Raw genomic sequence first — 22864 nt, forward strand, 5'->3', positions numbered from 1 at the left:
TTATGGTGCTTCCTTTTTTTTTGAAAAAATTAATTATTAAATCATCTAGAAACGCTCTTATCATATTTAGTCCAATAGGCTTTAATGGTGGTATACTATTAAGGACAAAAGAAGAAGAGGAGTGAAGATAAATGGCTAGAGAAAAAAAATTCTCAACAGAGGATATGTATATGGAGACTCATAAACTTTTACTATCCGTAGGTTACGATAAATTTTCATTTGGATTATTAGCAACTTCGTTGAAAGTGTCTCGAGCAGCTATTTATAAGTATTACACAAATAAAGATGAATTAATTTATAGTTACATGGTTTCTGAAATGGAAAAAATGGTAGAAGATCTTGATCAAATAGAATGGATTTCAGGCTATCTTTCTCAGTTTCAGCAATTATTTGCGTTAATTTTTGAATACAGTGATCTCCACCAAATTTCCTTTATGATTCCAACTAATGGAAAAACAGATAGCGCTAAAATAAAAGAGAAGAAACAGCAATCGTTAGTATTGCATAAACGTTTTTTTGAACAAATCCAACAGTTCATTCAAATTGGCCAAGATAAAGGGTATATAAAACAAACGATTCCAATTGGTTTAATAATTGAACTTATTTTTCATAGTGTTACCATTCCTAATCGATCAAGACTTACGCAACAAGAAAGAGCTAGTTTTTTACAAGAAATTATTTGTCAGGGAATATTTGAAAATCAAAGTGACACGAGTGTCACTTTGAGGCATACTAACTGTACAACTTACGAGTTAGTTTATTTGAAATGAGGCCCAGAAGATGTTTTTAGCGCTAAAAGAGTTAACCTATTCAAAAGGTCGTTTTATTATGATTAGCTTAATTATTGTTTTGATTTCCTGGCTAGTATTCTTTTTAGCCGGGTTAGGCAATGGTCTATCTGATCTAGGAGCAGCAACGTTAAAGTATGCACCAGTTGATTATGCAGTATATGAAGAAAACTCAGACTTTTCTTTTTCTAAATCAATGTTATCGGAATCTTTAGCAGATGACTTGTTGAAAGAGAAAGGAGTAACTGCTGTTGCTCCAATTGGGACGGCATCGGCATCTATTCGTCAAAGAAATAGCGATGAGGAGACTGCTTCAAAAATGGATGTTTTAATCGTTGGTATCCGTCCGGGATCTTTTATGGAACCGAATGTTACAACTGGAAAATCACTACAGGCAAGCAATCCAGCAGGGGTTATCGTAGACCATGCTTTGGAACTTGAAGGCTTCAAGTTGGGAGATAAATTAACTATCAATGGTTCAACACAAGAGATGGAAATTAGTGGTTTTACTAAAAATCAGTCATTGAGTCATCAACCGGTTGTGTTTTCCTCATTAGAAAAATTACGCGAATACAAATACGCAGCTCCCGGTTCAGATAATGGAATAAAAGATGCGGTTAATAGTGTTTTGATTCAAGGTGAAGAAAGTGAACCAAAAGAGATAGAACAATCTATTAGCGGTGTCCAAGTTGGTTCCAAGAAAGAAACAATTAATGCTGTTCCAGGATATGCTGCAGAGAATGGTACGATTTCAATGATGGTAGGATTTTTAATTATTATTTCTGCAATTATCATTGCGGTTTTCTTTTATATTTTAACTAGTCAAAAAATACAACAATTTGGTGTAATGAAAGCCATTGGTGGCAGCAATTGGTTTATCATCAAATCGGTTGTTTCACAAGTCTTTATTCTATCCATTGTCAGTATCTTGATAGGAATTTTGTTAACTTATGTAACGGCAGCTGCTTTACCGGACTCGATGCCTTTTAACTTAATTAACTCATTAGTTATCTCGTATAGTCTAGTGTTATTGGCTATCAGTGTTATTAGTTCATTCTTTTCGGTGTTGAAAATAGCGAAAATTGATCCATTGACCGCATTGGGAGGGAAAGAATAATGGCAGGGTTACGATTAAAAAACGTCTCAAAAACTTATCAAGAAGGCGAATTTGAAACAATTGCTTTAAATGACGTCACATTAGCCGTTAACCCAGGTGAATTTATAGCCATCATTGGGCCATCAGGTTCAGGTAAAAGTACCTTTTTATCTGTCTCAGGAGCGTTGCTTCAACCAACAAAAGGTGAAGTGTCAATTAATGATGTAGCTATTTCTACCTTGAAAGAAAAAGAGCTATCCAAGGTTCGGTTGGAACAAATTGGGTTTATTTTACAAACATCAAATTTGATTCCTTATTTAACCGTCTTAGATCAATTGTTAATTGTTAAAAGAATGGGTGGTAAAGTTACTGCTCAGGCAAAAAAATATGCGCTTCATTTATTGTCAGATTTAGGGATGGCTAGTAAGATAAAAAAATTTCCAAATGAGCTGTCTGGTGGAGAACGCCAACGAGTTGCTATCGCACGCTCGTTTATGAATGATCCGGAATTGATTTTAGCAGATGAACCAACGGCCAATTTAGATACAAAAAGAGCCAATGAAGTCGTCCAGCTCATTGCTCAAGAAGTGAAATCTAGAGGCAAAGCGGCGATTATGGTTACTCATGATGAGCGTATGTTAAAATATTGTGATCGTATTTATCGAATTGAAGACGGTATACTTTCACAAGAAGATTAAATGATCAACGAAATTCAAAAAAGTAAGCCCCATTTTTTTGTACAAAAAAACGGGGCTTACTTTTTAATTTTTCTAGAAAATAAAAACACTTATGTAGTGTATCTATTGCTAAATAGGGATAAGAAATCTTTTTTAATGAGTAAAGCTGTCTTTTTTTAAAAGGCGTTCAAATAAATCATAAATAGGCTTATTTATTTTTTTCAAAGAAACTGGGCGATGATGACTATTTAAAAAACAGTGTTTGCTTATTCCAGTAGCCCTTAGTTCACCTGATAGTTTATCTATGACTTGATAGGAAATCGTTAATTTGACGCCGTTAAAAAAATCAACGACAGGAATAATGTAGACGGTTTGATTGTAATAGACCATTGATTTATAGTCACAATGAATAGCTAAAACAGGAATAATAATTCCTGATTCTTCCATTTGATCGTAGCCAAATCCGATAGAATCTAATAAGTTTGTTCTAGCTTCTTCAAACCAGCGAATGTAATTAGAATGATGAATAATTCCCATTTGGTCGGTCTCGTAATATTGAGCCTTATGTTCGTAGTGTTTTGATTCAATATCCATAATAATTCCTCACTTTAACTCGTTGTAATAAGTCGTTACCCTAAATGGATAAGCAATAAGTTGACTTTTAAAGGGCTAACAAACTTGGTTTTAATGGCTGGCTTTGAGTAGATGCTAGATAACCATAAAGTGAACCCGTATAGATGGATTCAAAAATAGGCAATACCTCTAGATCTTGTGGTGTAATAAAATGCATTTCTTTTTGAAAATCATAAATCTTGCTATCCGCTAGTAATGTAGCAACAAACTGAGAACAGAAAAAGACATCATCTCTGACAAAGTCAATATTAAGAGCAAGTGTTACTAGCCCCATTAAATTGTAGTGATATATATTCTTTGTTTGTTCATAATAGCGAATTAAATTTGTCAATAAGGTAAATTGATTTGGTGTGACATCACAAGAAAGAATATTGCATTGTGCGCGTATAAAATATTCTCTAGTTAAATCTTCTTGGATAAATCCTGCAATAAAAGGATTATTAGGTCTTTTTCTACCAAAGCTGTACATATCGGTTAATGAAGAATCTAAAGCAAGTGAAGCATGGTTGTATTCAGCTTTAGTATAAAATTTAATTGTTTTGGAAAGAATCGTATTTGTATCGGTTAAAACGAGATATATTTTCATAGAATTACCTTCTTTTTATAAATTAGCTAGGTTATTTTGTCTTTATTTCTATACTGTAAAATAATAGCTGAATTAAAATAGCCTGTTGTCTGTTAGAAACGATAAAGTCTTTTTAAGTATACACTATCCATAATTTTTTACTAGGCTTCTTTATTAAAAGGCCCTATTTATTAATAAAAGTAGTGATAATTTTAGGTTTATGTATATTTAATGAATAAACAAATTCGTTTTCAAAGGGTTAAATTTGCTAAATCTTAAAAATAATTATACCATATAAAGTAGAATAGGTTATCTCCACGTGAACGAATGTAACTAGTTTTTGAAAGGAAGATTGAACATGACAACTAAAAAAATCATACCCATTGTAAGTGCAGCAGATGACCAGTATACGCCTTACCTCAGTGTGATGATAATGACCTTACTAGAGCATTTAGCTGATAATGTCGCTATCATTTTTTATATCATTGATGATCATATTTCAAGAGAAAGCAAAGAAAAGTTGACTCAAGTTATTTCTAATCATTCGTCTGAGATTCATTATTTAGAAGTTGACTCTGAATTGTATGCAGGTGTATTAGAAAGTGATCATATCAATCAAACGGCTTATTATCGTATCTCGTTGCCAGATTTATTAGAAGGTAAGAACTATCAAAAGGTTCTGTATATTGATTGTGATGTGCTTGTACTAGATGATGTATCAGTATTATATGATACCGATATTGGTGAGAACATCATTGGTGCTGTTATCGACCCAGGCCAAGCTCTTGTCTTAGATAGACTTGGTATTGATACAGCGGATTATTATTTTAACTCAGGTCTCCTACTAATTGATTTAGCGAACTGGCGAGCAGCGAAGATAACTGAAAAAACGTTAACTTTTTTAGAGGAAGAAGAGGACAAAATCATTTATCATGATCAAGACGCACTTAATGCGATTCTTTATGAAAGATGGTTTCCACTACACCCTAAATGGAATGTACAAACATCGCTATTATTTGAAAGACACCGACCACCTACTGCAAACTACCAAAAACAATATAAAGAAGCCATTAAACAGCCCTCAATTGTCCATTTTACTGGCCATGACAAACCTTGGAATTCAAATGAATATCATCCTTATAACCGATTATACTTGAAAGAACTAGCTAAATCACCCTTTCATCAATAAGAAATAGACACTGAAAAGCAACTCACTTAAATCCTTTCGATGCCTGAAAAAAGACCCTTTTCTTAGGTCTTATTTAAGCTAACCAAAATTTAGGGAATTTAATGGAATAGAGGAGGAATCGCGATGTTTGATATTAAAAATATAACTATCGTTTCATCCAGTAATGAAGAGTTTGTTCCACATCTTACAACGTTGTTTCTTTCTTTATTAGAAAGTAAAGATACTAATATCCGTTTGAATTTTTATGTAATAGACGATAACATCTCATTCAAGTCAAAATTGTTACTAAACCGGACAGTAAATCAATATAAAGCACGTATTAGTTATTTAGCTATTGATGAAGCTGAATTTGAAAATGTTGTAGAAAGTGAAAGGATTCCTAGAACGGCTTATTATAGAATTTCTATTCCCAATCTTTTAGTTAACACAGATCGTGCGATTTACCTTGATTGCGATATGCTTTGTTTAGAAAACATTGAAAATATATGGGATATAGACTTAGGCAGTAAATTACTTGCTGCGGTTGAAGATGCAGGCTTTCACAATCGTTTAAATACAATGGGGGTGAATTGCCAGTCAGACAAGTATTTTAATTCCGGATTATTGTTGATGGATCTTAAAAAGTGGCGTGAAGAAAAGATAACGGAGCAAGCTTTTGAGTTTATAAAACAACACCCACACTTATTGAGGTTTCATGACCAAGATACATTAAATGCCATATTGCATGATCGCTGGTTAGCATTGCACCCTCGTTGGAATGCTCAAACTTACTTGATGTTAGCTGAAAAACAGCACCCAACAATCCAAGGAGAATTAGAGTGGCAAGAAGCTAGAGAGCATCCAGCACTTATCCATTTTTGTGGACATGAAAAACCATGGCATGAAAATCCCGTTCATCCCTATAGAGAACACTATTTCACTCTAAGAAATAAAACAGCTTTCCCATTAAATCAATTCGAAGAGATTAGTGAGATGTAAGCAGAAAAGCACCTAGAGATTTAACCATCAGAAAACAGATTTTAAAAGAAAAGTAAGAATGTATCTTTTTTAATAAGCATGATTTAAAAAGAAGGCAATAAAAAATGATTTTGAGACAGATTTGTCTTAAAATCATTTTTTATTTTTAGGTTTTTAGAATAGGAGAATAAAATAAAATTAGTTTCCTTCAACCTACATCTTAGTCATAAAAGCAGAAGGCGACTGGCCATAATGTTTTTTAAAGAGTTTACTAAAGTAGAGGGCATCATTGTAGCCAACCAGCTTCGAAATCTCTTTGATGCTCATATTCGTTTTTGTATCGAGTAAAAGCTTAGCTTGTTCTAGACGCACTTTAATTAAGTAATTGATAGGTGAATCGCCTGTTTCTTCTTTGAAAATACGCGATAGATTAGTTGAGCTAAGGAAATAGTGACGCGCTAAATCGTTCAGCGTAATGTCTTTTCGATAATGTGTTTCAAGGTAATGGATAATTTCATTGACCGTTTGTTGTTTCTTTTGTTCATCGGCCGTTAGAGTTTCTTGGATTATTTTATTCATCAATGCAGAACTGTCTCTCAAAAGCAAAACAATCAGTTGAGTGACAAGAGCTTTTAACATAAGTTCAACTCCGGGTTTATTGGCAGCACGTTCAGCAATAATTTTTTGGCAAATAATAAAAAATTCTTTGTTGTGCTCTTTTAAATGAATAATAGGCGACTCTACTGGGAAAAAATCTTTCGGAAAACAATCTAATAGGATATTTCGAAAGCCAATATGAAGTTGAGTATTTCTCATATTATTCAGAGCTTGTTCGTAGTGAATGGTACCTGGGTTAAATAAAAGAATGGTTTCTTTTTCTAAATAGACTGTATGATTATCAATGGTATATAGGGTTTCACCATCAATAATAATAGAGATTTCTAAAAAATCATGGGAATGACTTTTTCCAGAGGATGGACCAATGGTTAAAACATCGAAAATGTATAACACTTCAGGATTGAAGATTTTTGCATTCACTTTGAACATTCACTCACCTCCAAGAAAAGGGATTCGTATTTTACGTCCGCATTTAGTTACTTAAAAGTATAAAGTATCTTATGAAATAGCGCAATGATTGAATCTAATTAGAAAAAAACTCTCTCAGATGGTTGGTTACTCCATCTCTTTTAGTCGTATAAACCATTCTTTTCGTTTAATTTTTTCGTTATGCTTAATGCAATTAGTAAATCAAAGGAGGTTAAACAGATGGGAAGTATTAGATGGGTTTGGAAATACATTCGTACTTATTGGTTAAATGTTTCAATAGGAATTGCTTTGGTTATTTTTGTGGCTTTATTAAATATTGTTTCTCCATTAATTGGAGGAAGAATTGTTGATGACGTTATTGTAAAAGGAGAAGCTGGATTGTTAGTCCCATTGCTAATCGTGATGATACTTGCTTCGCTCGTTCGAACGATTCTTCGCTATGTGTACCAAATCATGTTTGAACAAATAGGTCAAAATGCTCTATTTAATATACGTGAAGAAATGTATCGTAAACTTCAAGAACTTGATTTTAGTTTTTTTAACAATACAAGAGTTGGCGATATTATGGCCAGAATGACAGGTGACACAGATGCGATTAGACATGCTGTTTCATGGCTGTTTTATAATGTGCTAGATAACTTCTTGTTGCTTGTTTCAGCGATTGTCGTGATGGGTATTATCGAATGGCGTTTAATGTTAGCGTTGGTTTTTATTACACCTTTTATAGGACTATTGACGATAACATTGTCTCGTAAAGCCAATCCTGTTTTTTACCAAATTCGTGAAAGTTTTTCTAGATTAAACTCGATGGTGGAAGAAAATATTAGTGGAAACAAAGTCGTAAAAGCTTTTGCGAGAGAAGAATATGAAATCAAAAAGTTCAACGGATACAATGAAGACTACAAAAACAAAAATTTAGCATCAGCAGCGGTTACTAAAACCTATTTGCCATTATTAGAAACGTTGGCGTCTTTCTTATCGGTTATTACAATCGGACTTGGTGGACTGTTAGTCATTGATGGCAGTATGACGTTAGGGGATTTAGTAGCTTTTAATGGCTTTATTTGGATGTTAACTATCCCAATGAGAAATGTGGGCTGGTACGTCAATGACTTGCAACATTTTATCACATCGACTTATCGCATTAGAGAGTTGTTAGCAACTAAACCAAAGATACCACTTGAGAAAAGACAAACGACACCGACGATTAGAGGCATTGTTGAATTTCAAGACGTTTCATTCCATTATGCCGATGATCCCGATACAGAAGTGTTAAGCCATATCTCGTTGAAAGCCTCACCAGGTCAAACAATCGGTATTCTAGGTGAAACTGGTTCAGGAAAATCGACATTAGTAAACTTAATTTTACGGTTTTTTGATCCGATAAAAGGACGTATTCTGATTGATGGTCAAGATGCACGGAAAATTAATGTCAGAGAATTGCGAAAGCATATTGCTATTGTGATGCAAGATGTCTTTTTATTCTCAGAAACAATCAAAGAAAACATTGCTTTTGGAACACCAGAAGCAGAGCTAGACAGAATCAAACAAGTGGCTCGTGTGGCGGATGCCAGTCCCTTTATTGAAGAAATGCCAGATAAGTACAATACTTTTCTAGGAGAACGTGGTAGTGGCTTATCAGGTGGACAAAGGCAACGGATTTCATTAGCAAGAGGCTTGATGAAAGATCCTTCTATTCTGATTTTGGATGATACAACTTCTGCGGTTGATATGGAGACAGAAGTGAAAATTCAACAAGAATTACAAAACGTTTCACAAAAGAAAACAACCTTTATTATCGCAAATCGGATTTCCTCAGTTAAAACAGCCGATGAAATTTTGATTCTTTCTAAAGGGGAAATAATCGAGCGTGGAACACATGCTTCTTTACTCGAAGAAAAAGGCGCTTATTACAGAATCTACTTGGAACAGTTAGGCAAATCAGATGGCGATGAGGAGGTGTCAGATAATGGACCAGAATAGTGTGAGAAAAGATGAAGAACTAAAAGAAGAGTTTAATATAGAACAGTTTAAACGATTAGGCGGCTATTTAAAACCGTATAAAAAATCTGTATCTAAAATATTAATTGTCATCTTGTTATCCAATATTATTATGGTGTTAGGACCTTATCTAACTAGTATTGTTATCGATGAGGCTATACCGAATAAAGATACTACTCAAATGGGCTGGATTATTCTGATTTTTTCACTAGCAACTCTTATTGGTGGTTGGTGCTCGCGGTATCGGATTCAACACATCACCTTACTAGGACAAAATGTGTTAAAAGATATGCGACTACAAATTTTTGAACACCTTCAAAAATTATCTTTTTCTTATTTTGATACTCGTCCACATGGCAAGATTGTTATCCGAGTAGTCAACTACATTAATTCATTAAGTGATTTGCTTTCTAATGGATTAATCAATGTCATTTCAGATGTATTGAGTTTAGTTGTAACGCTCGTTTTCATGTTCTCACTAAATGTCAAATTAACGCTGTATAGTTTTATTTTATTGCCATTTCTATTTTTGGTGACCTTGTTTATTCAAAAAGCCCAACGAAAAGCTTTTCAAGCAGTTAGCAACAAACAAGCAAACTTAAATGCTTATATTCATGAGAGTATTTCTGGAATCAAGGTAACCCAATCGTTTACTCGTGAATCGATGAATAATGAAATCTTTTCAGAGGTCAGCCAAGATCAAAAAATGAGTTGGTTAAAAGCCGTTAAGATTCAATTATTATTAGCGCCAACGATTCAAAATAGTGCGACACTGACCATTTCACTTATTTACTTTATTGGCGTGAAAGGTTTAGGAGTAGATGTTACTACGGGGGTTTTGATTGCCTTTATTGGTTACGTAAATAATTTCTGGAATCCGATGGTTAATATTGGGAACTTTTATAACTCCTTGATTACCGGGACTGCTTATCTTGAACGTATTTTTGAAACACTTGATGTAGAACCTGAAATCACAGATAAAGGTGAGGCTTTTGTTATGCCACCTGTAAAAGGGGATGTTGTATTTAAAGAGATTACCTTTGGTTACAAACCAGAACAAACAATTTTTGAGAAATTATCTTTTCATGTTAAACCAGGCGAAACCATTGCGATAGTTGGCCCAACTGGAGCAGGTAAATCAACAATTATTAATTTAATTAGTCGGTTTTATGATGTGAACGAAGGGGAAATCTTAGTAGATGGGATTGATATCCGAGATGTCACGCTAAAATCACTGAGAGACCAAATAGGCGTTATGTTGCAAGATACGTTTATTTTTTCGGGTACGATTATGGAGAATATTCGTTATGGGAAATTAGATGCAACCGAAGAAGAAATAATATCGGCAGCTAAAATTGTTCGAGCACATGAATTTATCATGCAACAAAAAAAAGGCTACCAGACAGTGATAAAAGAAAGAGGCGGCACACTATCAGCTGGACAGCGGCAATTGATTTCTTTTGCACGGACGTTATTAGCAGATCCAAAAGTACTGATTCTAGATGAAGCCACTTCTAGTATTGATACTCAAACGGAAATCCTTTTACAAGAAGGACTCGATTACTTGTTGAAAGGACGGACAGCATTTATTATTGCGCACCGTTTATCGACAATTAAAAATAGCACACGGATCTTTTATATCGCTGATAAGGTTATTCAAGAATCAGGCAGCCATAATGAGTTAATGGCTCAAAAGGGGTTATATTACAATCTATACAAAACACAATTTAATTTATTGCAAAAAATATAAAAAAGGATAGCAAAAGATAAAAAAACGCACTGCAAACGAAAGGGCTTGTAGTGCAATTTTTTATAAACTAGCCACAATTATCCTAGCTTCATTGTTTTGCTAGCAACTAAAAAAGGTGTATGATGGAGTTGGATGAGAATTAAAGGAATGAAAAGAGGATGAAAATGGAAACACAGATTTTTGAAAGTGAACATCAAGTTAATTATTACGAATGTGATGCTAGTCAACAATTGACTATTTCCATGTTGGTTAATATTATGATGCAAGCATCAGGAGAACAAAGTCATGAGTTAGGTGTAGGAGATGAAGCCTTAGCTAAGAAAGGGTTAGCCTGGATTGTCCTGCAATATACGGTTGATATCAAGCATATTCCAACTGCTCATCAAAAAATAAAAGTTACTACACAAGCTTTATCTTATAATAAACTATTTTGCTATCGTGAATTCAATGTATACGATGAAATAGGCCAATTATGTGTAACAGCTAAAAGCACGTTTGCTTTGTTAGATAGTGAAAAAAGAAAAATGGTTCGTATTCAAGATGAAGTTGTTGCTCCTTTTAAAGCACCCTTTTCAAAAAGACTGATACGTACACCTAAACCAGAAAAAATAAAGGAAGAGCAATCGACAGAAAGTGAGTACCGTGTTCGTTACTTAGATATTGATACAAATCTGCATGTAAACAACTCGAAATACTTAGATTGGTCGGTAGACACATTGGATTATGAATTTCTAACAACACATAAATTAACCCATCTTACAATTAAATTTGAAAAAGAAGTTTATTATGGGCATCAGATAAAAAGTCAGATGAGTCTCTTAGAAAATGAAACTGGCCAATTTATTTCTGCTCATCGCATTATGACCGGAGAAGTCGTAAATAGCGAAGCAAGTATGACTTGGGAAAAAATTGAAAAGGAATCAAGTAGGTGAAAAGATGGTAACTATTAACGATATTGCTCAGCAAGCAGGAGTTGCTAAAAGTACCGTATCTAGATATCTAAATGGTGGATCCGTAAGCCAGAAAACAAAAGATAAATTAGCTGCCATTGTAGCTGAAACAGGTTATAGACCCAATACTTTTGCACAGAGCCTCAAAGCAAAGAAAACAACTATTATCGGAACAATTATCCCGCGATTAGATTCCTATTCTGCAAATGAAGTTTTAATCTCTATTGATAAAGGGTTAAGAGAGAAAAATTTTCAATTGCTTATTACAAATACAAACCAAGATTCTAAAAGAGAAATAGAGAGTATTTATTCATTAGCAAGTCAAAAAGTTGCTGGAATTCTTTTATTTGCAACAGTGATCACTGAAGCCCACAAAAAAGCGATTGCTGATGTAGCGATTCCGGTTATTTTATTGGGTCAACAAGCCGATGATCTTTATTCAATTGTTCATGATGAATATGATGCAGGCTATAAAATAGGTAAATATGCGACCGACTTAGGGCATAAAAACTTTCTTTATTTAACGGTTTTTGAAGCAGATGTAGCGGTAGGTAAAATGCGCAAAAAAGGTGTATTGGACGCACTAAATGAAAGCAAAGAGACGACTATTGAACTGGTTGAAACAAGTTTTACTTTTGAAAAAGCGTATGAACAGGTTATTAAAATGCTGCCAAACGTAACAGCCTCTTATATCATTTGTGCGACAGACAACATTGCTTTAGCTGTATTAAAGGCAGCACATCAATTAAAAATAGTTATTCCAAACGTATTTTCATTGTCTGGCTTTGGTGGCTATCAAATTACGACAGTCGTTTCGCCAACGATTACGACGGTAAAATATGCCTATCAAGAATTAGGCGAAATAGCCGTTAAAAATTTACTTTTGCTACTAGAAGGTTTACCCGTTCCTAAAAAAACAATTTTAAAGAATAAATTAATAGAAAATGAATCAACTAAAAGATTGAATTAAACAATTTCCAGTAAATCCTTAATCTTTTTACTAGTCGTATCTGACGGTGCAGCGGTAGTAAAAGATTGAGGGATTTTATTTTTTAAAGAGCTTTTAAAAAAAAAATTAATGCAAAAAAATTAATGTTTTAGACTAGACAAAACAAATAAAAACGGTTACAATAAAAAAGAACCGGTTCCAAAAAGCATCAAAACATTAAAAGGAGGAAATAAACATGACGGAGAACCAAAGAATTGCTAAAGAAGTAATTGAGGCAGTAGGTGGAAAAGAAAATATTCAATCGGTCACTCATTGTGCGACACGTTTGAGAATTATGGTAAATAAAGAAGAAAGTATTGATAAAGAAGCAATAGAAAATATTGATAAAGTAAAGGGAGCGTTTTATAATTCAGGACAGTTTCAAATCATTTTTGGAACCGGTACCGTTAATAAAATCTATGAAGAAGTGGCTGCGCTAGGTTTGACTGAAAGTTCAACAAGTGAAATGAAACAAGAATTTAAAAAACAAGGAAATGTTTTTCAGCGCACGATTCGTACCTTTGGAGATGTATTTGTTCCTATTATTCCAGTATTGGTTGCAACCGGACTATTTATGGGTTTACGTGGTTTATTGACACAAGAGCAAGTGTTGGCAGTTTTTGGTTTAGTACCAGCAGATATTAGTGCAAACTTTTTATTGTATACGCAAGTATTAACTGACACAGCCTTTGCATTTTTACCAGCCTTAGTTGCTTGGTCTTCATTCAAAGTGTTTGGCGGATCTCCCGTTATTGGGATTGTTTTAGGTTTGATGCTAGTTAATCCGGCCCTTCCCAATGCCTACGCAGTTGCAGGCGGCACCGCTGATCCAATTACGATGTTTGGTTTTATTCCTGTAGTAGGTTATCAAGGAACGGTTCTACCGGCCTTTATTGCTGGTTTTGCAGGAGCTAAACTAGAAAGATGGATACGCAAACGCGTTCCAGAGTATTTAGATTTATTGCTTACACCGTTTTTGACATTATTAATTATGAGTATCTTATCGCTATTTTTGATTGGACCTGTTTTTCACTCTTTAGAAGAAGTTGTATTAAATGCAACTGTTTGGGCATTAGCTTTGCCATTTGGTTTAGCTGGATTAGTTATCGGTGGATTAAACCAAATTATTGTCGTAACCGGTATTCACCATCTGTTTAATTTCTTAGAAATTCAACTGCTAGCAAATACTGGAGTAAACCCTTATAACGGTATCATCACTGCTAGTGTGGCTGCACAAGGTGGTGCTTCATTAGCTGTAGCAATGAAAACAAAATCTAAAAAATTAAAAGCATTAGCTTATCCTTCGACCTTATCCGCTTTTCTAGGGATTACCGAACCAGCAGTATTTGGTGTGAATTTGAGATATGTCAAGCCATTCATCTTTGGCTTAGTTGGTGGAGCAGCCGGTGGATTCTTTGGAAATATCATGGGATTAGAAGCTTCAGGCATGGCAGTAACCGTTATCCCAGGAACGTTATTGTATTTAAATAGTCAAATCATTTGGTATTTATTAACAAATATCATTGCGATTTCTGTAGCGTTTGTGTTAACTTATTTCTTTGGCTACAGCGATAAAATGAAAGATGAACTAGAAGCGTGAAAGGAAGTTTAAAAAATGGCACAGAATAAAACAATGGGGAAATATGAGTTGGGGTATCACATTACCCCTGCTAAGGGACTACTAAATGATCCCAACGGATTGATTCAGTTTAACGGGGTATATCACGTTTTTTACCAATGGAATCAAAACGGAACAACTCATACAACTAAAAGCTGGGGCCATGTTATTTCTGATGATTTGATTCATTGGGTGGATCAACCAGTGGCGTTAGAACCGGATCAATGGTTTGATAAAGATGGTTGCTACTCAGGCAGTGCTGTAGCGTTTGAAGACAAGCTTTATTTATTCTATACCGGTAATGTTCGTAATGAAAAGAATGAACGCGAAAGTTACCAATGTTTAGCCGTTTCAAAAGATGGTGTGCATTTTGAGAAAAAAGGACCCGTTATAGATCAACCAAGTGGTTATACAGCACATATAAGAGATCCAAAAGTATGGCAAAATGAAAACAATGAATGGTGGATGGTATTGGGTGCTCAAAAAGAGGACTTAACAGGCGATACATTGATTTACCATTCAACTGATTTAATCGATTGGACTTTTAAGGGATCGTTGATGGATCAAATTGAAGATATGGGTTTTATGTGGGAATGTCCTGATTTAACTCAATTTGAAGGAAAATCAGCTTTTATTTTTTCTCCTCAAGGACTAACCGTTAAAGGGGATGAATTCAATAATATCTATCAGTCTGGCTATTTAACAGGAGACTTTACAAAAGCAGGCAAGTTTCTACCAGATGATTATCCTTTTAGAGAACTAGATAGAGGTTTTGAATTTTACGCTCCTCAAACGTTCCAAGATTCTAAAGGTAGACATATTTTATTTGGTTGGATGGGTGTAATGGAACCGGAAGTCGAAGCAGCCGTTCCAACTATTCAAGATGGTTGGATTCATAATTTAACTATTCCAAGAGAATTAGACTACGCAAATGGACAATTGATTCAGCGACCAGTAGTAGAATTGGAAAAATTAAGACAAGGTCAACCTCAAGTTCTCATAGGGAAAACGAAAGAATCGTTGCAGCTATCTACGCTGCAAAATGAACTGTTATTCAATTGGAAAGAAGCTGCCGGATCATTTGCTTTTCAAATCAGAAATGAAGTGTTAGTTGAATACAATCAGGATTCTGGTCGCATCCAAGTAACTCGTACAAATTGGCTGACTAAAAAAAGAGAGTCACGTGCAGTAACACTTAAGCGTCCGTTGACTCAGATGCAAGGCTTTCTTGAAAGTTCCACGCTCGAGCTCTTTATTAATGATGGAGAAGAAGTGTTTTCTTTACGTTATTTTCAAGGTCAAGAAGTGAAGACAGTGGCGGTTTCTTTTTGTGAAACAGGTAAAGAACCAGAGATAATAATTTATTCTTTAAAGCACTAAATAAAAAAGCTGGGACTAGCTGTTCCAGCTTTTTTCTGTTCTAGTTTTTCGTATCAAGTTAAGGTATATTGGATGAATAGAGAACTTACAGAAGGACTAAACGAGATGAGTTTTAAAAAAATGAATAAAACTCGAAAAACACTTGAGGAAGAAGGATATATTGTGGAAAATAAAGGTGAAACAAAAGGTTCAATAAAAAAATTTCTTTTTCTGATGAATCAACTCAATTGGCCGAAAGGGAGAATGGCACTTGCTTTTTTATTGTCTTTATTTTCAACGGGTGCAAGTCTAGCTATTCCATTAGTAACAAAAGAGCTAGTTGATTCCTTAACAACAGCCTCTTTTAATTGGCAAACGGGTTTCTTTCTATTTGCCGTTTTCGTCTTACAAGGTTTATTGGGTGGACTTTCGCTTTATTTATTAGCGTACATAGGCGAAACGATTGTTGCAGATTTACGGATTAAATTATGGAATAAAGTCCTTAGGTTACCTGTTTCTTATTACGATGATAATGAAACGGGAGAAACGATGAGTCGTATCACACAAGATACATCACGATTAAAACAACTCGTCTCAGAGCATCTCGTTTCATTTATTACAGGAATGATTTCGATTATTGGTGCGGTAGGTATCCTTTTGTATCTGGATTGGAAAATCACCCTTTTAATGTTAACGAGCATACCCATTAGTTTAGCCATTATTTTACCGCTTGGGAACATCATGTATAAAATCGCTCGAGCAACACAAACAGAGATGGCCACTTTATCTGGACATCTCAGTAGAGTATTAGGCGACATTCGTTTAGTAAAGGCTTATCAAGCTGAATCTAAAGAAGGTGAAAAAGGGGAAAAAGCCATTCATTCGTTATTTTTGTTTGGCTTAAAGGAAGCAAAAATCCAATCCATTATCTCACCAGTGATGACGCTGGTTATGATGAGTATTGTTGTTGTTATCCTAGGTTATGGTGGAGCGCAAGTGTCAAAAGGTCTTTTGAGTGCAGGAACTTTGGTTGCTATCATCTTTTTATTATTCCAGATTATTGTACCTTTTGCACAAATGACTCAAGTTTTCACTATTTTTCAAAAAGCCGTTGGAGCAACAGAACGAATCCAGGAGATTCTTGATATGGCTAGTGAACAAGCGGATGGAATAACGGTTATTTCTGAAGGAGCGTTGTGTTTCGAAGGGGTTTATTTCTCTTACGAATCAGGTGCAGAAGTATTAAAAGATATTTCATTCCAAGTACAACCGGGTACGATTACTGCATTTGTAGGACCGAGTGGTGGAGGAAAGACAACTATTTTTTCACTGTTAGAACGATTTTATCTGCCGACAGCTGGGGAAATACGTTTAGGGGGAACACCAATCGCTGCTCTTGCATTGTCTAATTGGCGAAAGCGAATCGGTTATGTCTCTCAAGAGAGTCCTTTACTGAGTGGAACGATTATGGATAATATTGTCTTTGGATTAGCAAATCGACCGTCAATAGAAGAAGTAAAAAGTGCGGCACAATCAGCAAATGCATTAGAATTTATTGAAGAAATGTCGAATGGATTTGAAACGCTTGTTGGAGAGAGAGGTATGAAGCTTTCTGGTGGTCAACGCCAACGAATTGCTATTGCACGAGCCTTGTTAAATAATCCTGAAATTTTGTTATTGGATGAAGCAACCTCTAATCTAGACAGTGGCTCTCAAACACATGTGCAAGAAGCATTGCAACGACTGATGAAAGGACGTACCACGTTGATTATTGCCCATCGATTATCGACAGTTGTTGAAGCAGATCAACTTGTTTTCTTAGAAAGAGGTCGCATTACTGGGATGGGTACTCATCAAGAATTACTTGAGTCTCATTTGTTATACCGAGAATTTGCTAAAGGACAAGGATTGTTATCCTAATACCAATCTTTTTCAACGTACGAACCAATAGTGATAAGCAAAAAAACTCAAGATATACTTATCTGAGTTTTTTTATTTATTTAATTTAAGAAAAGAGCACTAAAAATACTGAGCAATTTCAGCTGGATCTTTAGTGGTATCTAAAGCGACCATTAATTTGATTCGTGCTTTAGGACCAGTTAAGCCATTGGTAAAAATAACTCCTGCTTCATGCAGTTGTTTTCCACCGCCTAAATAATCGTAGACATCTTGTGCAATCCCATTAAATGAGCGAGAAACTAAGACAACAGGAATCTGTTTATCTAGTAAACGATAGAGAGCCGGCAAAACAGCAGGTGGCAGATTACCGGCACCCAAAGCTTCAATAACTAATCCATCTGTTTCAGGTTTGTTTAAAGCCTCAAAAAGAATGCCGTCCATTCCAGCATAAGCTTTTAGCACGTACACGTTCTTATCGACTGAAGAAATAGAAAACTGCTCTTCTGTAATGAGTTTTTGATAAAATAAAACCTCATTTTTAGAAATTAAACCAATTGGACCAAATGTAGGAGTCTGAAAGGTAGCAACATTTGAAGTATGTGTCTTTGTTACGTAACGAGCGGTATGAATTTCATCATTCATAACAACTAAAACACCTTTATTTTTGGCTTCTTCAGATAAAGCTACCCAAACAGCGCTTTGGAAATTATATAAACCATCTGAACCAATTTCGTTGCTTGAACGCATAGCACCAGTGATAACGATGGGCAAAGCGTGACTGAGTGTCAAATCCAAAAAGTAAGCTGTCTCTTCTAAAGTATCGGTCCCATGAGTAATCACGACACCGTCAGCTTCTTTTAATAGAATAGCTTGTTCTATACGGTTTTTTAAGGTCAGCATTTCTTTAGGAGTGATGTGAGGAGAAGGCAGCTGGAAAAAATCTTCTACTATTAAATGAGCTTCTTTATCAAATAAATGACTGTGCTTTTGTAGAGGATTTTCTGCATTTGGACGAACTTTACCAGTAGTTTGGTCTTCACTCATGGCGATTGTTCCTCCTGTATGCAGAACCAAGATTGTTTTCAAATAAATCGTCCTCCTTATCGGTAAAGTTGAAAGCTAAGTGTTAATTAAAAAAAGGATTGAATTGTTTTTCTTGTCCAATAGTTGTGTGTGGCCCATGTCCAGGATAAACGCGCATGTCATTGGCTAATACAAATAGTTGCTCTTTGATGCCAGTTATTAAATCTTCTGAATGACTAAATGGCAAATCAGAACGACCGATGCTATTTTTAAATAAAGCATCACCTGTAACAACGAAATCAGAGAAAATAAAACTAACTCCACCAGGAGAATGCCCTGGAGTAGGAACGACACGAAATGCCAGTCCGTCAAAGGTATACTCTTTGATCATATCAAACTCAAACTCAGCTGGTTGAGCAATAATAGGTTGTAAAAGTGAATTCGAAAGATTCAGTGCAGGATTCATTAGCCAATTCTTTTCTAATGAGCTAACGTAAACAGGAATGTTATACGTTGAGCGAGTCTGTTCTAATGCTCCAATATGATCGAAATGACAATGGGTTAATAAGATAGCGACAGGTACAACTTGTAAAACTTCAATGACTTGCATGATTTTTGGAAAGTCTGCTCCCGGATCAACAATTAAAGCCGTTTTATCTTGATAAATAATGTAACAATTTTCTTCAATTGTTCCAGTAACCAATTGTTTGATTTCAGTCATTTATATGACCCCTCTCATATCCATTTACAACTAGTATACTTGAAAAAAACTTAAATCAACAGTTCTGTAAAACGTAAGATTAGGGAGCTTTCATTTAGTTTTCTTTAAATGAATGCTATAATTTAAACTAATGGGTTAGAAATGAGTCTGGTATTTGAAAAGAAAGGATTCCTATTTTGTCTTTATTTATACACTGAGAAGAAGTTTACAGTCTGAATTGTGAGAGACAATTAAGTTAGTGAATAAAAAGCTATATTTAAATGTAAATCCTGTTATACTGATAAAAATAAAACAAATGAGTGAGGTTATTATGAAAAGAAATAGGTTTGAAGAATTTAAGATAGGACAAGAGCTAATTGATGCATTAGAAAGTTTGCGTTACTTTAAGCCAACTGCTGTTCAAGAAGAAGTATTGCCTTTAGCATTAGCACAAAAAGACGTGATTGTTGAATCACAAACGGGTAGTGGGAAAACAGTTAGTTATGGTGTCCCATTATGTGAAAATGTCTTATGGGAAGAAAATCATCCACAAGCGTTAGTTTTGGTACCGACAAGAGAACTTGCGTTGCAGGTAAAAGAAGATATCACTAATATTGGTCGCTTAAAGCGAATAAAAGCAACAGCTGTTTTTGGGAAATCTTCTTTTGAAACGCAAAAATCAGAATTGAAACAAAAAAGCCACATTGTTGTTGGAACCCCTGGTCGAGTGTTGGACCATTTACAAAAAGGGACCTTTAAAGTGGATAAATTACGTTATTTAGTGATTGATGAAGCAGATGAGATGTTAAACATGGGCTTTATTGATCAAATGGCGGCCATTATTGAATTTTTACCAGAAGAACGTCAGACACTCTTGTTCTCTGCAACAATGCCAGCAGAAGTTGAACGATTAGCTAGTTTCTATATGAAGGCTGACAAAGTATCGGTTAAAATTGAAGCAACAGAAGAATCTAAACCACAAATTGTTCAATCTTATATAAAAGTTGAGCCTGATAAGAAACCAGAGCAACTGTTAGATTTGTTGACAATCGAAAATCCAGATAGTTGTATGATTTTTTGTAATACACAAGAAGCAGTTAATCAGTTGTATCTCTTCTTGAACAAAGCTGGCTTAACGATTGATAAGATCCATGGCGGCATGGTACAAGAAGATCGCTTTAGTGTAATGGACGATTTCAGAAAAGGAAAATTCCGTTATTTAGTTGCGACTGATGTAGCAGCTCGTGGAATTGATATTGATAACGTCACACATGTCATTAACTACGATGTACCTGTAGAAAAAGAAAGTTTTGTTCACCGCACAGGAAGAACAGGACGTGCTGGGAAAACAGGAACAGCTTTAACCTTAGTAACACCAAAAGAAAGACCTTGGTGGCAAGAAGTTAGAGCCTATGCCCAACAAGAAATCACAGAAATTACACCACCGAATAATCGTTTCGTTCAATCAAAGAAATTTGCATTTGAAAAGAAAATGCAAGAGCGTTTAATAGTAAAAACAGCTCGTAATAAAGAATTGAACCGTGGCATTACTAAGATTTATTTTAATGGCGGCAAAAAGAAAAAATTAAGAGCGGTGGATTTCGTTGGAACCTTAACAAATATCCCGGGTATAAAAGCAGACGACATCGGGATCATTACGATTCAAGAAAATGTTACGTATGTAGAAGTACTAAATGGCAAAGGCCCGAGAGTCATTGAAGAAATGAAAGAACGAACCATTAAAGGCAAGCAATTAAAAGTCCATAAAGCAAATGCAAATAAATAAAAAAAGACCACAGGCCAACTGAACAGTTGGCCGTGGTTTTTTTTACACTAAATCATTTAGCATAAAGTTCTTTTATTTGTTCTTGAACAGTTTTATTTTCTGAGAACGCTTCATAAGTCGTATCTGCACGGTCAACAACCCCGTTAGGAGTAATCTCGATAATACGATTTGCAATCGTTTGAACGAATTGATAATCATGTGAAGCAAATAACATCGCGCCTTTAAAGGTCATCAAACCATCGTTTAAGGCAGTAATAGATTCTAAGTCCAAGTGATTTGTTGGATCATCTAAGACTAATACGTTCGCTTTACTCAACATCATTTTTGATAACATACAACGAACTTTTTCGCCACCGGAAAGCACACCAATTTTTTTCAAAACATCTTCGCCAGAGAAAAGCATACGGCCTAAGAAACTACGCAAGAAAGTATTGTCGCTTTCTTCTTGTGAAGCAAATTGACGTAGCCAATCGACTATCATCATATCAGACTGTTCGAATTCTGAAGTAGTATCTTTAGGCAAGTAAGTTTGAGAAGTGGTCACACCCCATTTAAAGGTTCCTGAGTCAGGCTCCATTTCACCCATAATAATTTTGAAAAGAACCGTAATGGCTGCCTCATTCATACTAGTGAAAGCAACTTTGTCGTCTTTGTTTAAAGCAAAACTAATATTACTCAATATTTTTTTGCCATCAATTGTTTTTGAAATATTTTCCACACGGATTAAATCATTTCCGATTTCTCTATCCGGAGAAAAACCAACAAATGGGTAACGACGTGAAGAAGGCTGGATATCATCCAAAGTAATCTTTTCCAACGTTTTTTTACGTGAAGTCGCTTGTTTAGATTTAGAGGCATTTGCACTAAATCGAGCGATAAAGTCTTGTAATTCTTTGATTTGGTCTTCTTTTTTGGCATTTGCATCACCAGCTAATTTACTAGCTAATTGACTTGATTCCAACCAGAAGTCATAGTTTCCAACAAAAACTTTAATTTTACCAAAGTCAACGTCAGCCATATGAGTACAAACTTTATTCAAGAAGTGACGGTCATGGGAAACAACAATAACGGTATTAGGGAAATTAATTAAAAATTCCTCTAACCATTCAATTGATAACTTGTCTAGACCGTTCGTAGGCTCATCAAGTAAAAGAACATCAGGTTTACCAAAAAGGGCTTGGGCTAAAAGAACTTTAACCTTTTGTCCTCCAGATAATTCGCTCATCTTAGTGTCATGTAAATTATCTAAAATGCCTAAACCTTGCAGTAAAACAGCCGCTTGGGGTTCAGCTTCCCAACCATCTAACTCTGCAAATTCGCCTTCCAATTCAGCAGCACGAATCCCATCTTCATCTGTGAAGTCTTCTTTCATGTAGACAGCGTCTTTTTCTTTCATGATTTCATACAAACGATCGTGTCCCATAATAACCGTTTCTAAAACGGTGTATTCTTCATAACCATAGTGATCTTGTTTCAAAGTCGTCAAACGTTCGTCGGGGCCAAGTGCAATATTTCCAGTTGAAGGTGCAATTTCACCAGATAAAATTTTTAAAAAAGTTGATTTTCCTGCACCATTTGCACCAATTAAGCCATAGCAGTTGCCAGGGATGAATTTAATATTTACTTCATCGAATAACTTGCGGTCGGAAAATTCTAAACTAACATTAGATACTGTAATCATTTATTTTATTTACCTCTATTCTATAGTATATCTAGCCTATTTTAACATGGATAGAGACTGAAATCTATGCTAAAAAAGTTATTTCCATTATTTCGATGAAACCTGATGAGAAAGCCTATTTTACAAACAAAGAACAGCGTTTCTAAATAGCAAATAG

18 protein-coding genes and 1 pseudogene are annotated in these 22864 nt (G+C 35.0%); 13 read left to right on the forward strand and 6 right to left on the reverse strand.

Annotation, left to right across the window (positions count from 1 at the left end):
• Positions 1 to 131 precede the first annotated feature (131 nt).
• From B9Y54_RS05940 to B9Y54_RS05950, 3 genes are read left to right on the forward strand one after another with little or no spacing between them, the layout of a single operon-like run.
• Complete coding sequence (locus tag B9Y54_RS05940; protein ID WP_085559411.1) at positions 132 to 770, forward strand: TetR/AcrR family transcriptional regulator; 639 nt, start codon at positions 132 to 134, stop codon at positions 768 to 770.
• A gap of 10 nt (positions 771 to 780) precedes the next feature.
• Complete coding sequence (locus tag B9Y54_RS05945) at positions 781 to 1905, forward strand: ABC transporter permease (RefSeq protein ID WP_085559412.1); 1125 nt, start codon at positions 781 to 783, stop codon at positions 1903 to 1905.
• Positions 1905 to 2582 carry an ABC transporter ATP-binding protein gene (locus B9Y54_RS05950; protein ID WP_085559413.1) on the forward strand — a complete coding sequence of 226 codons (678 nt, stop codon included), beginning with the start codon at positions 1905 to 1907 and terminating at the stop codon, positions 2580 to 2582. The genes B9Y54_RS05945 and B9Y54_RS05950 overlap by 1 nt, the downstream gene beginning before the upstream one ends.
• Positions 2583 to 2714: 132 nt before the next feature.
• On the opposite strand, the gene B9Y54_RS05955 is transcribed toward B9Y54_RS05950, so the two are convergent.
• Positions 2715 to 3155, reverse strand: coding sequence for an acyl-CoA thioesterase (locus B9Y54_RS05955; RefSeq protein ID WP_085559414.1), 441 nt, complete (start codon positions 3153 to 3155; stop codon positions 2715 to 2717).
• A gap of 67 nt (positions 3156 to 3222) precedes the next feature.
• Positions 3223 to 3780 (reverse strand): hypothetical protein, encoded by a 558-nt coding sequence (locus B9Y54_RS05960; RefSeq protein ID WP_085559415.1) that lies wholly within the window; start codon positions 3778 to 3780, stop codon positions 3223 to 3225.
• Between the two features lie 337 nt (positions 3781 to 4117).
• Between B9Y54_RS05960 and B9Y54_RS05965 the strand changes: the two genes are divergently transcribed.
• Both B9Y54_RS05965 and B9Y54_RS05970 read left to right on the forward strand, forming a co-directional pair.
• Complete coding sequence (locus B9Y54_RS05965) at positions 4118 to 4948, forward strand: glycosyltransferase family 8 protein (RefSeq protein ID WP_085559416.1); 831 nt, start codon at positions 4118 to 4120, stop codon at positions 4946 to 4948.
• A gap of 123 nt (positions 4949 to 5071) precedes the next feature.
• Positions 5072 to 5926, forward strand: a complete 855-nt coding sequence (locus B9Y54_RS05970) for a glycosyltransferase family 8 protein (protein ID WP_085559417.1) — start codon at positions 5072 to 5074, stop codon at positions 5924 to 5926.
• 192 nt (positions 5927 to 6118) lie between these two features.
• On the opposite strand, the gene B9Y54_RS05975 is transcribed toward B9Y54_RS05970, so the two are convergent.
• Positions 6119 to 6952, reverse strand: a complete 834-nt coding sequence (locus tag B9Y54_RS05975; RefSeq protein WP_085559418.1) for a helix-turn-helix transcriptional regulator — start codon at positions 6950 to 6952, stop codon at positions 6119 to 6121.
• A gap of 219 nt (positions 6953 to 7171) precedes the next feature.
• Here B9Y54_RS05975 and B9Y54_RS05980 point away from each other — a divergent pair, with 219 nt between their 5' ends.
• The 7 genes and pseudogenes from B9Y54_RS05980 to B9Y54_RS06010 all read left to right on the forward strand — a co-directional run bounded on the left by B9Y54_RS05980 (position 7172) and on the right by B9Y54_RS06010 (position 17538).
• Positions 7172 to 8935, forward strand: coding sequence for an ABC transporter ATP-binding protein (locus tag B9Y54_RS05980; protein WP_085559419.1), 1764 nt, complete (start codon positions 7172 to 7174; stop codon positions 8933 to 8935).
• Entirely contained in the window at positions 8922 to 10703 is a 1782-nt protein-coding gene (locus B9Y54_RS05985; protein ID WP_085559420.1) for an ABC transporter ATP-binding protein, read from the forward strand. The genes B9Y54_RS05980 and B9Y54_RS05985 overlap by 14 nt, the downstream gene beginning before the upstream one ends.
• 164 nt (positions 10704 to 10867) lie before the next feature.
• Positions 10868 to 11635, forward strand: coding sequence for an acyl-[acyl-carrier-protein] thioesterase (locus tag B9Y54_RS05990; protein WP_085559421.1), 768 nt, complete (start codon positions 10868 to 10870; stop codon positions 11633 to 11635).
• Between the two features lie 4 nt (positions 11636 to 11639).
• Positions 11640 to 12623, forward strand: a complete 984-nt coding sequence (locus B9Y54_RS05995; protein ID WP_085559422.1) for a LacI family DNA-binding transcriptional regulator — start codon at positions 11640 to 11642, stop codon at positions 12621 to 12623.
• Positions 12624 to 12837: 214 nt separating this feature from the next.
• Positions 12838 to 14217, forward strand: a pseudogene (locus B9Y54_RS06000) (sucrose-specific PTS transporter subunit IIBC); the annotation flags it as partial.
• A 39-nt stretch (positions 14218 to 14256) separates the two neighbouring features.
• Positions 14257 to 15639, forward strand: coding sequence for a glycoside hydrolase family 32 protein (locus B9Y54_RS06005; RefSeq protein WP_085559424.1), 1383 nt, complete (start codon positions 14257 to 14259; stop codon positions 15637 to 15639).
• 72 nt (positions 15640 to 15711) lie between these two features.
• Complete coding sequence (locus B9Y54_RS06010) at positions 15712 to 17538, forward strand: ABC transporter ATP-binding protein (protein ID WP_234987847.1); 1827 nt, start codon at positions 15712 to 15714, stop codon at positions 17536 to 17538.
• Between the two features lie 99 nt (positions 17539 to 17637).
• On the opposite strand, the gene B9Y54_RS06015 is transcribed toward B9Y54_RS06010, so the two are convergent.
• The gene (locus tag B9Y54_RS06015; RefSeq protein ID WP_085559425.1) at positions 17638 to 18603 is read right to left on the reverse strand and encodes an asparaginase; all 966 of its coding nucleotides are present in this window, start codon (positions 18601 to 18603) and stop codon (positions 17638 to 17640) included.
• Positions 18604 to 18643: 40 nt separating this feature from the next.
• Positions 18644 to 19261 carry an MBL fold metallo-hydrolase gene (locus B9Y54_RS06020; RefSeq protein ID WP_085559426.1) on the reverse strand — a complete coding sequence of 206 codons (618 nt, stop codon included), beginning with the start codon at positions 19259 to 19261 and terminating at the stop codon, positions 18644 to 18646.
• 310 nt (positions 19262 to 19571) lie between these two features.
• Between B9Y54_RS06020 and B9Y54_RS06025 the strand changes: the two genes are divergently transcribed.
• A complete protein-coding gene (locus B9Y54_RS06025) occupies positions 19572 to 21026 on the forward strand; it encodes a DEAD/DEAH box helicase (RefSeq protein WP_085559427.1) in 1455 nt (484 codons plus the stop codon).
• Positions 21027 to 21078: 52 nt separating this feature from the next.
• Here B9Y54_RS06025 and B9Y54_RS06030 read toward each other — a convergent pair whose 3' ends face one another.
• Positions 21079 to 22707, reverse strand: coding sequence for an ABC-F family ATP-binding cassette domain-containing protein (locus tag B9Y54_RS06030; protein WP_085559428.1), 1629 nt, complete (start codon positions 22705 to 22707; stop codon positions 21079 to 21081).
• Between the last annotated feature and the right edge of the window lie 157 nt (positions 22708 to 22864).

This window comes from Carnobacterium iners (assembly GCF_900177385.1).
Taxonomy (GTDB): domain Bacteria; phylum Bacillota; class Bacilli; order Lactobacillales; family Carnobacteriaceae; genus Carnobacterium_A; species Carnobacterium_A iners.

Bases quoted from the DNA above. Each gene is read 5' to 3' on its own strand.
- B9Y54_RS05960 (WP_085559415.1), bottom strand. From the start codon at position 3,780: ATGAAAATATATCTCGTTTTAACCGATACAAATACGATTCTTTCCAAA.
- B9Y54_RS05975 (WP_085559418.1), bottom strand. From the start codon at position 6,952: ATGTTCAAAGTGAATGCAAAAATCTTCAATCCTGAAGTGTTATACATT.
- B9Y54_RS05965 (WP_085559416.1), top strand. From the start codon at position 4,118: ATGACAACTAAAAAAATCATACCCATTGTAAGTGCAGCAGATGACCAG.
- B9Y54_RS05995 (WP_085559422.1), top strand. From the start codon at position 11,640: ATGGTAACTATTAACGATATTGCTCAGCAAGCAGGAGTTGCTAAAAGT.
- B9Y54_RS05950 (WP_085559413.1), top strand. From the start codon at position 1,905: ATGGCAGGGTTACGATTAAAAAACGTCTCAAAAACTTATCAAGAAGGC.
- B9Y54_RS05955 (WP_085559414.1), bottom strand. From the start codon at position 3,155: ATGGATATTGAATCAAAACACTACGAACATAAGGCTCAATATTACGAG.
- B9Y54_RS06010 (WP_234987847.1), top strand. From the start codon at position 15,712: ATGAATAGAGAACTTACAGAAGGACTAAACGAGATGAGTTTTAAAAAA.
- B9Y54_RS05940 (WP_085559411.1), top strand. From the start codon at position 132: ATGGCTAGAGAAAAAAAATTCTCAACAGAGGATATGTATATGGAGACT.
- B9Y54_RS05990 (WP_085559421.1), top strand. From the start codon at position 10,868: ATGGAAACACAGATTTTTGAAAGTGAACATCAAGTTAATTATTACGAA.
- B9Y54_RS05970 (WP_085559417.1), top strand. From the start codon at position 5,072: ATGTTTGATATTAAAAATATAACTATCGTTTCATCCAGTAATGAAGAG.
- B9Y54_RS06020 (WP_085559426.1), bottom strand. From the start codon at position 19,261: ATGACTGAAATCAAACAATTGGTTACTGGAACAATTGAAGAAAATTGT.
- B9Y54_RS05980 (WP_085559419.1), top strand. From the start codon at position 7,172: ATGGGAAGTATTAGATGGGTTTGGAAATACATTCGTACTTATTGGTTA.
- B9Y54_RS06030 (WP_085559428.1), bottom strand. From the start codon at position 22,707: ATGATTACAGTATCTAATGTTAGTTTAGAATTTTCCGACCGCAAGTTA.
- B9Y54_RS05985 (WP_085559420.1), top strand. From the start codon at position 8,922: ATGGACCAGAATAGTGTGAGAAAAGATGAAGAACTAAAAGAAGAGTTT.
- B9Y54_RS05945 (WP_085559412.1), top strand. From the start codon at position 781: ATGTTTTTAGCGCTAAAAGAGTTAACCTATTCAAAAGGTCGTTTTATT.
- B9Y54_RS06025 (WP_085559427.1), top strand. From the start codon at position 19,572: ATGAAAAGAAATAGGTTTGAAGAATTTAAGATAGGACAAGAGCTAATT.
- B9Y54_RS06005 (WP_085559424.1), top strand. From the start codon at position 14,257: ATGGCACAGAATAAAACAATGGGGAAATATGAGTTGGGGTATCACATT.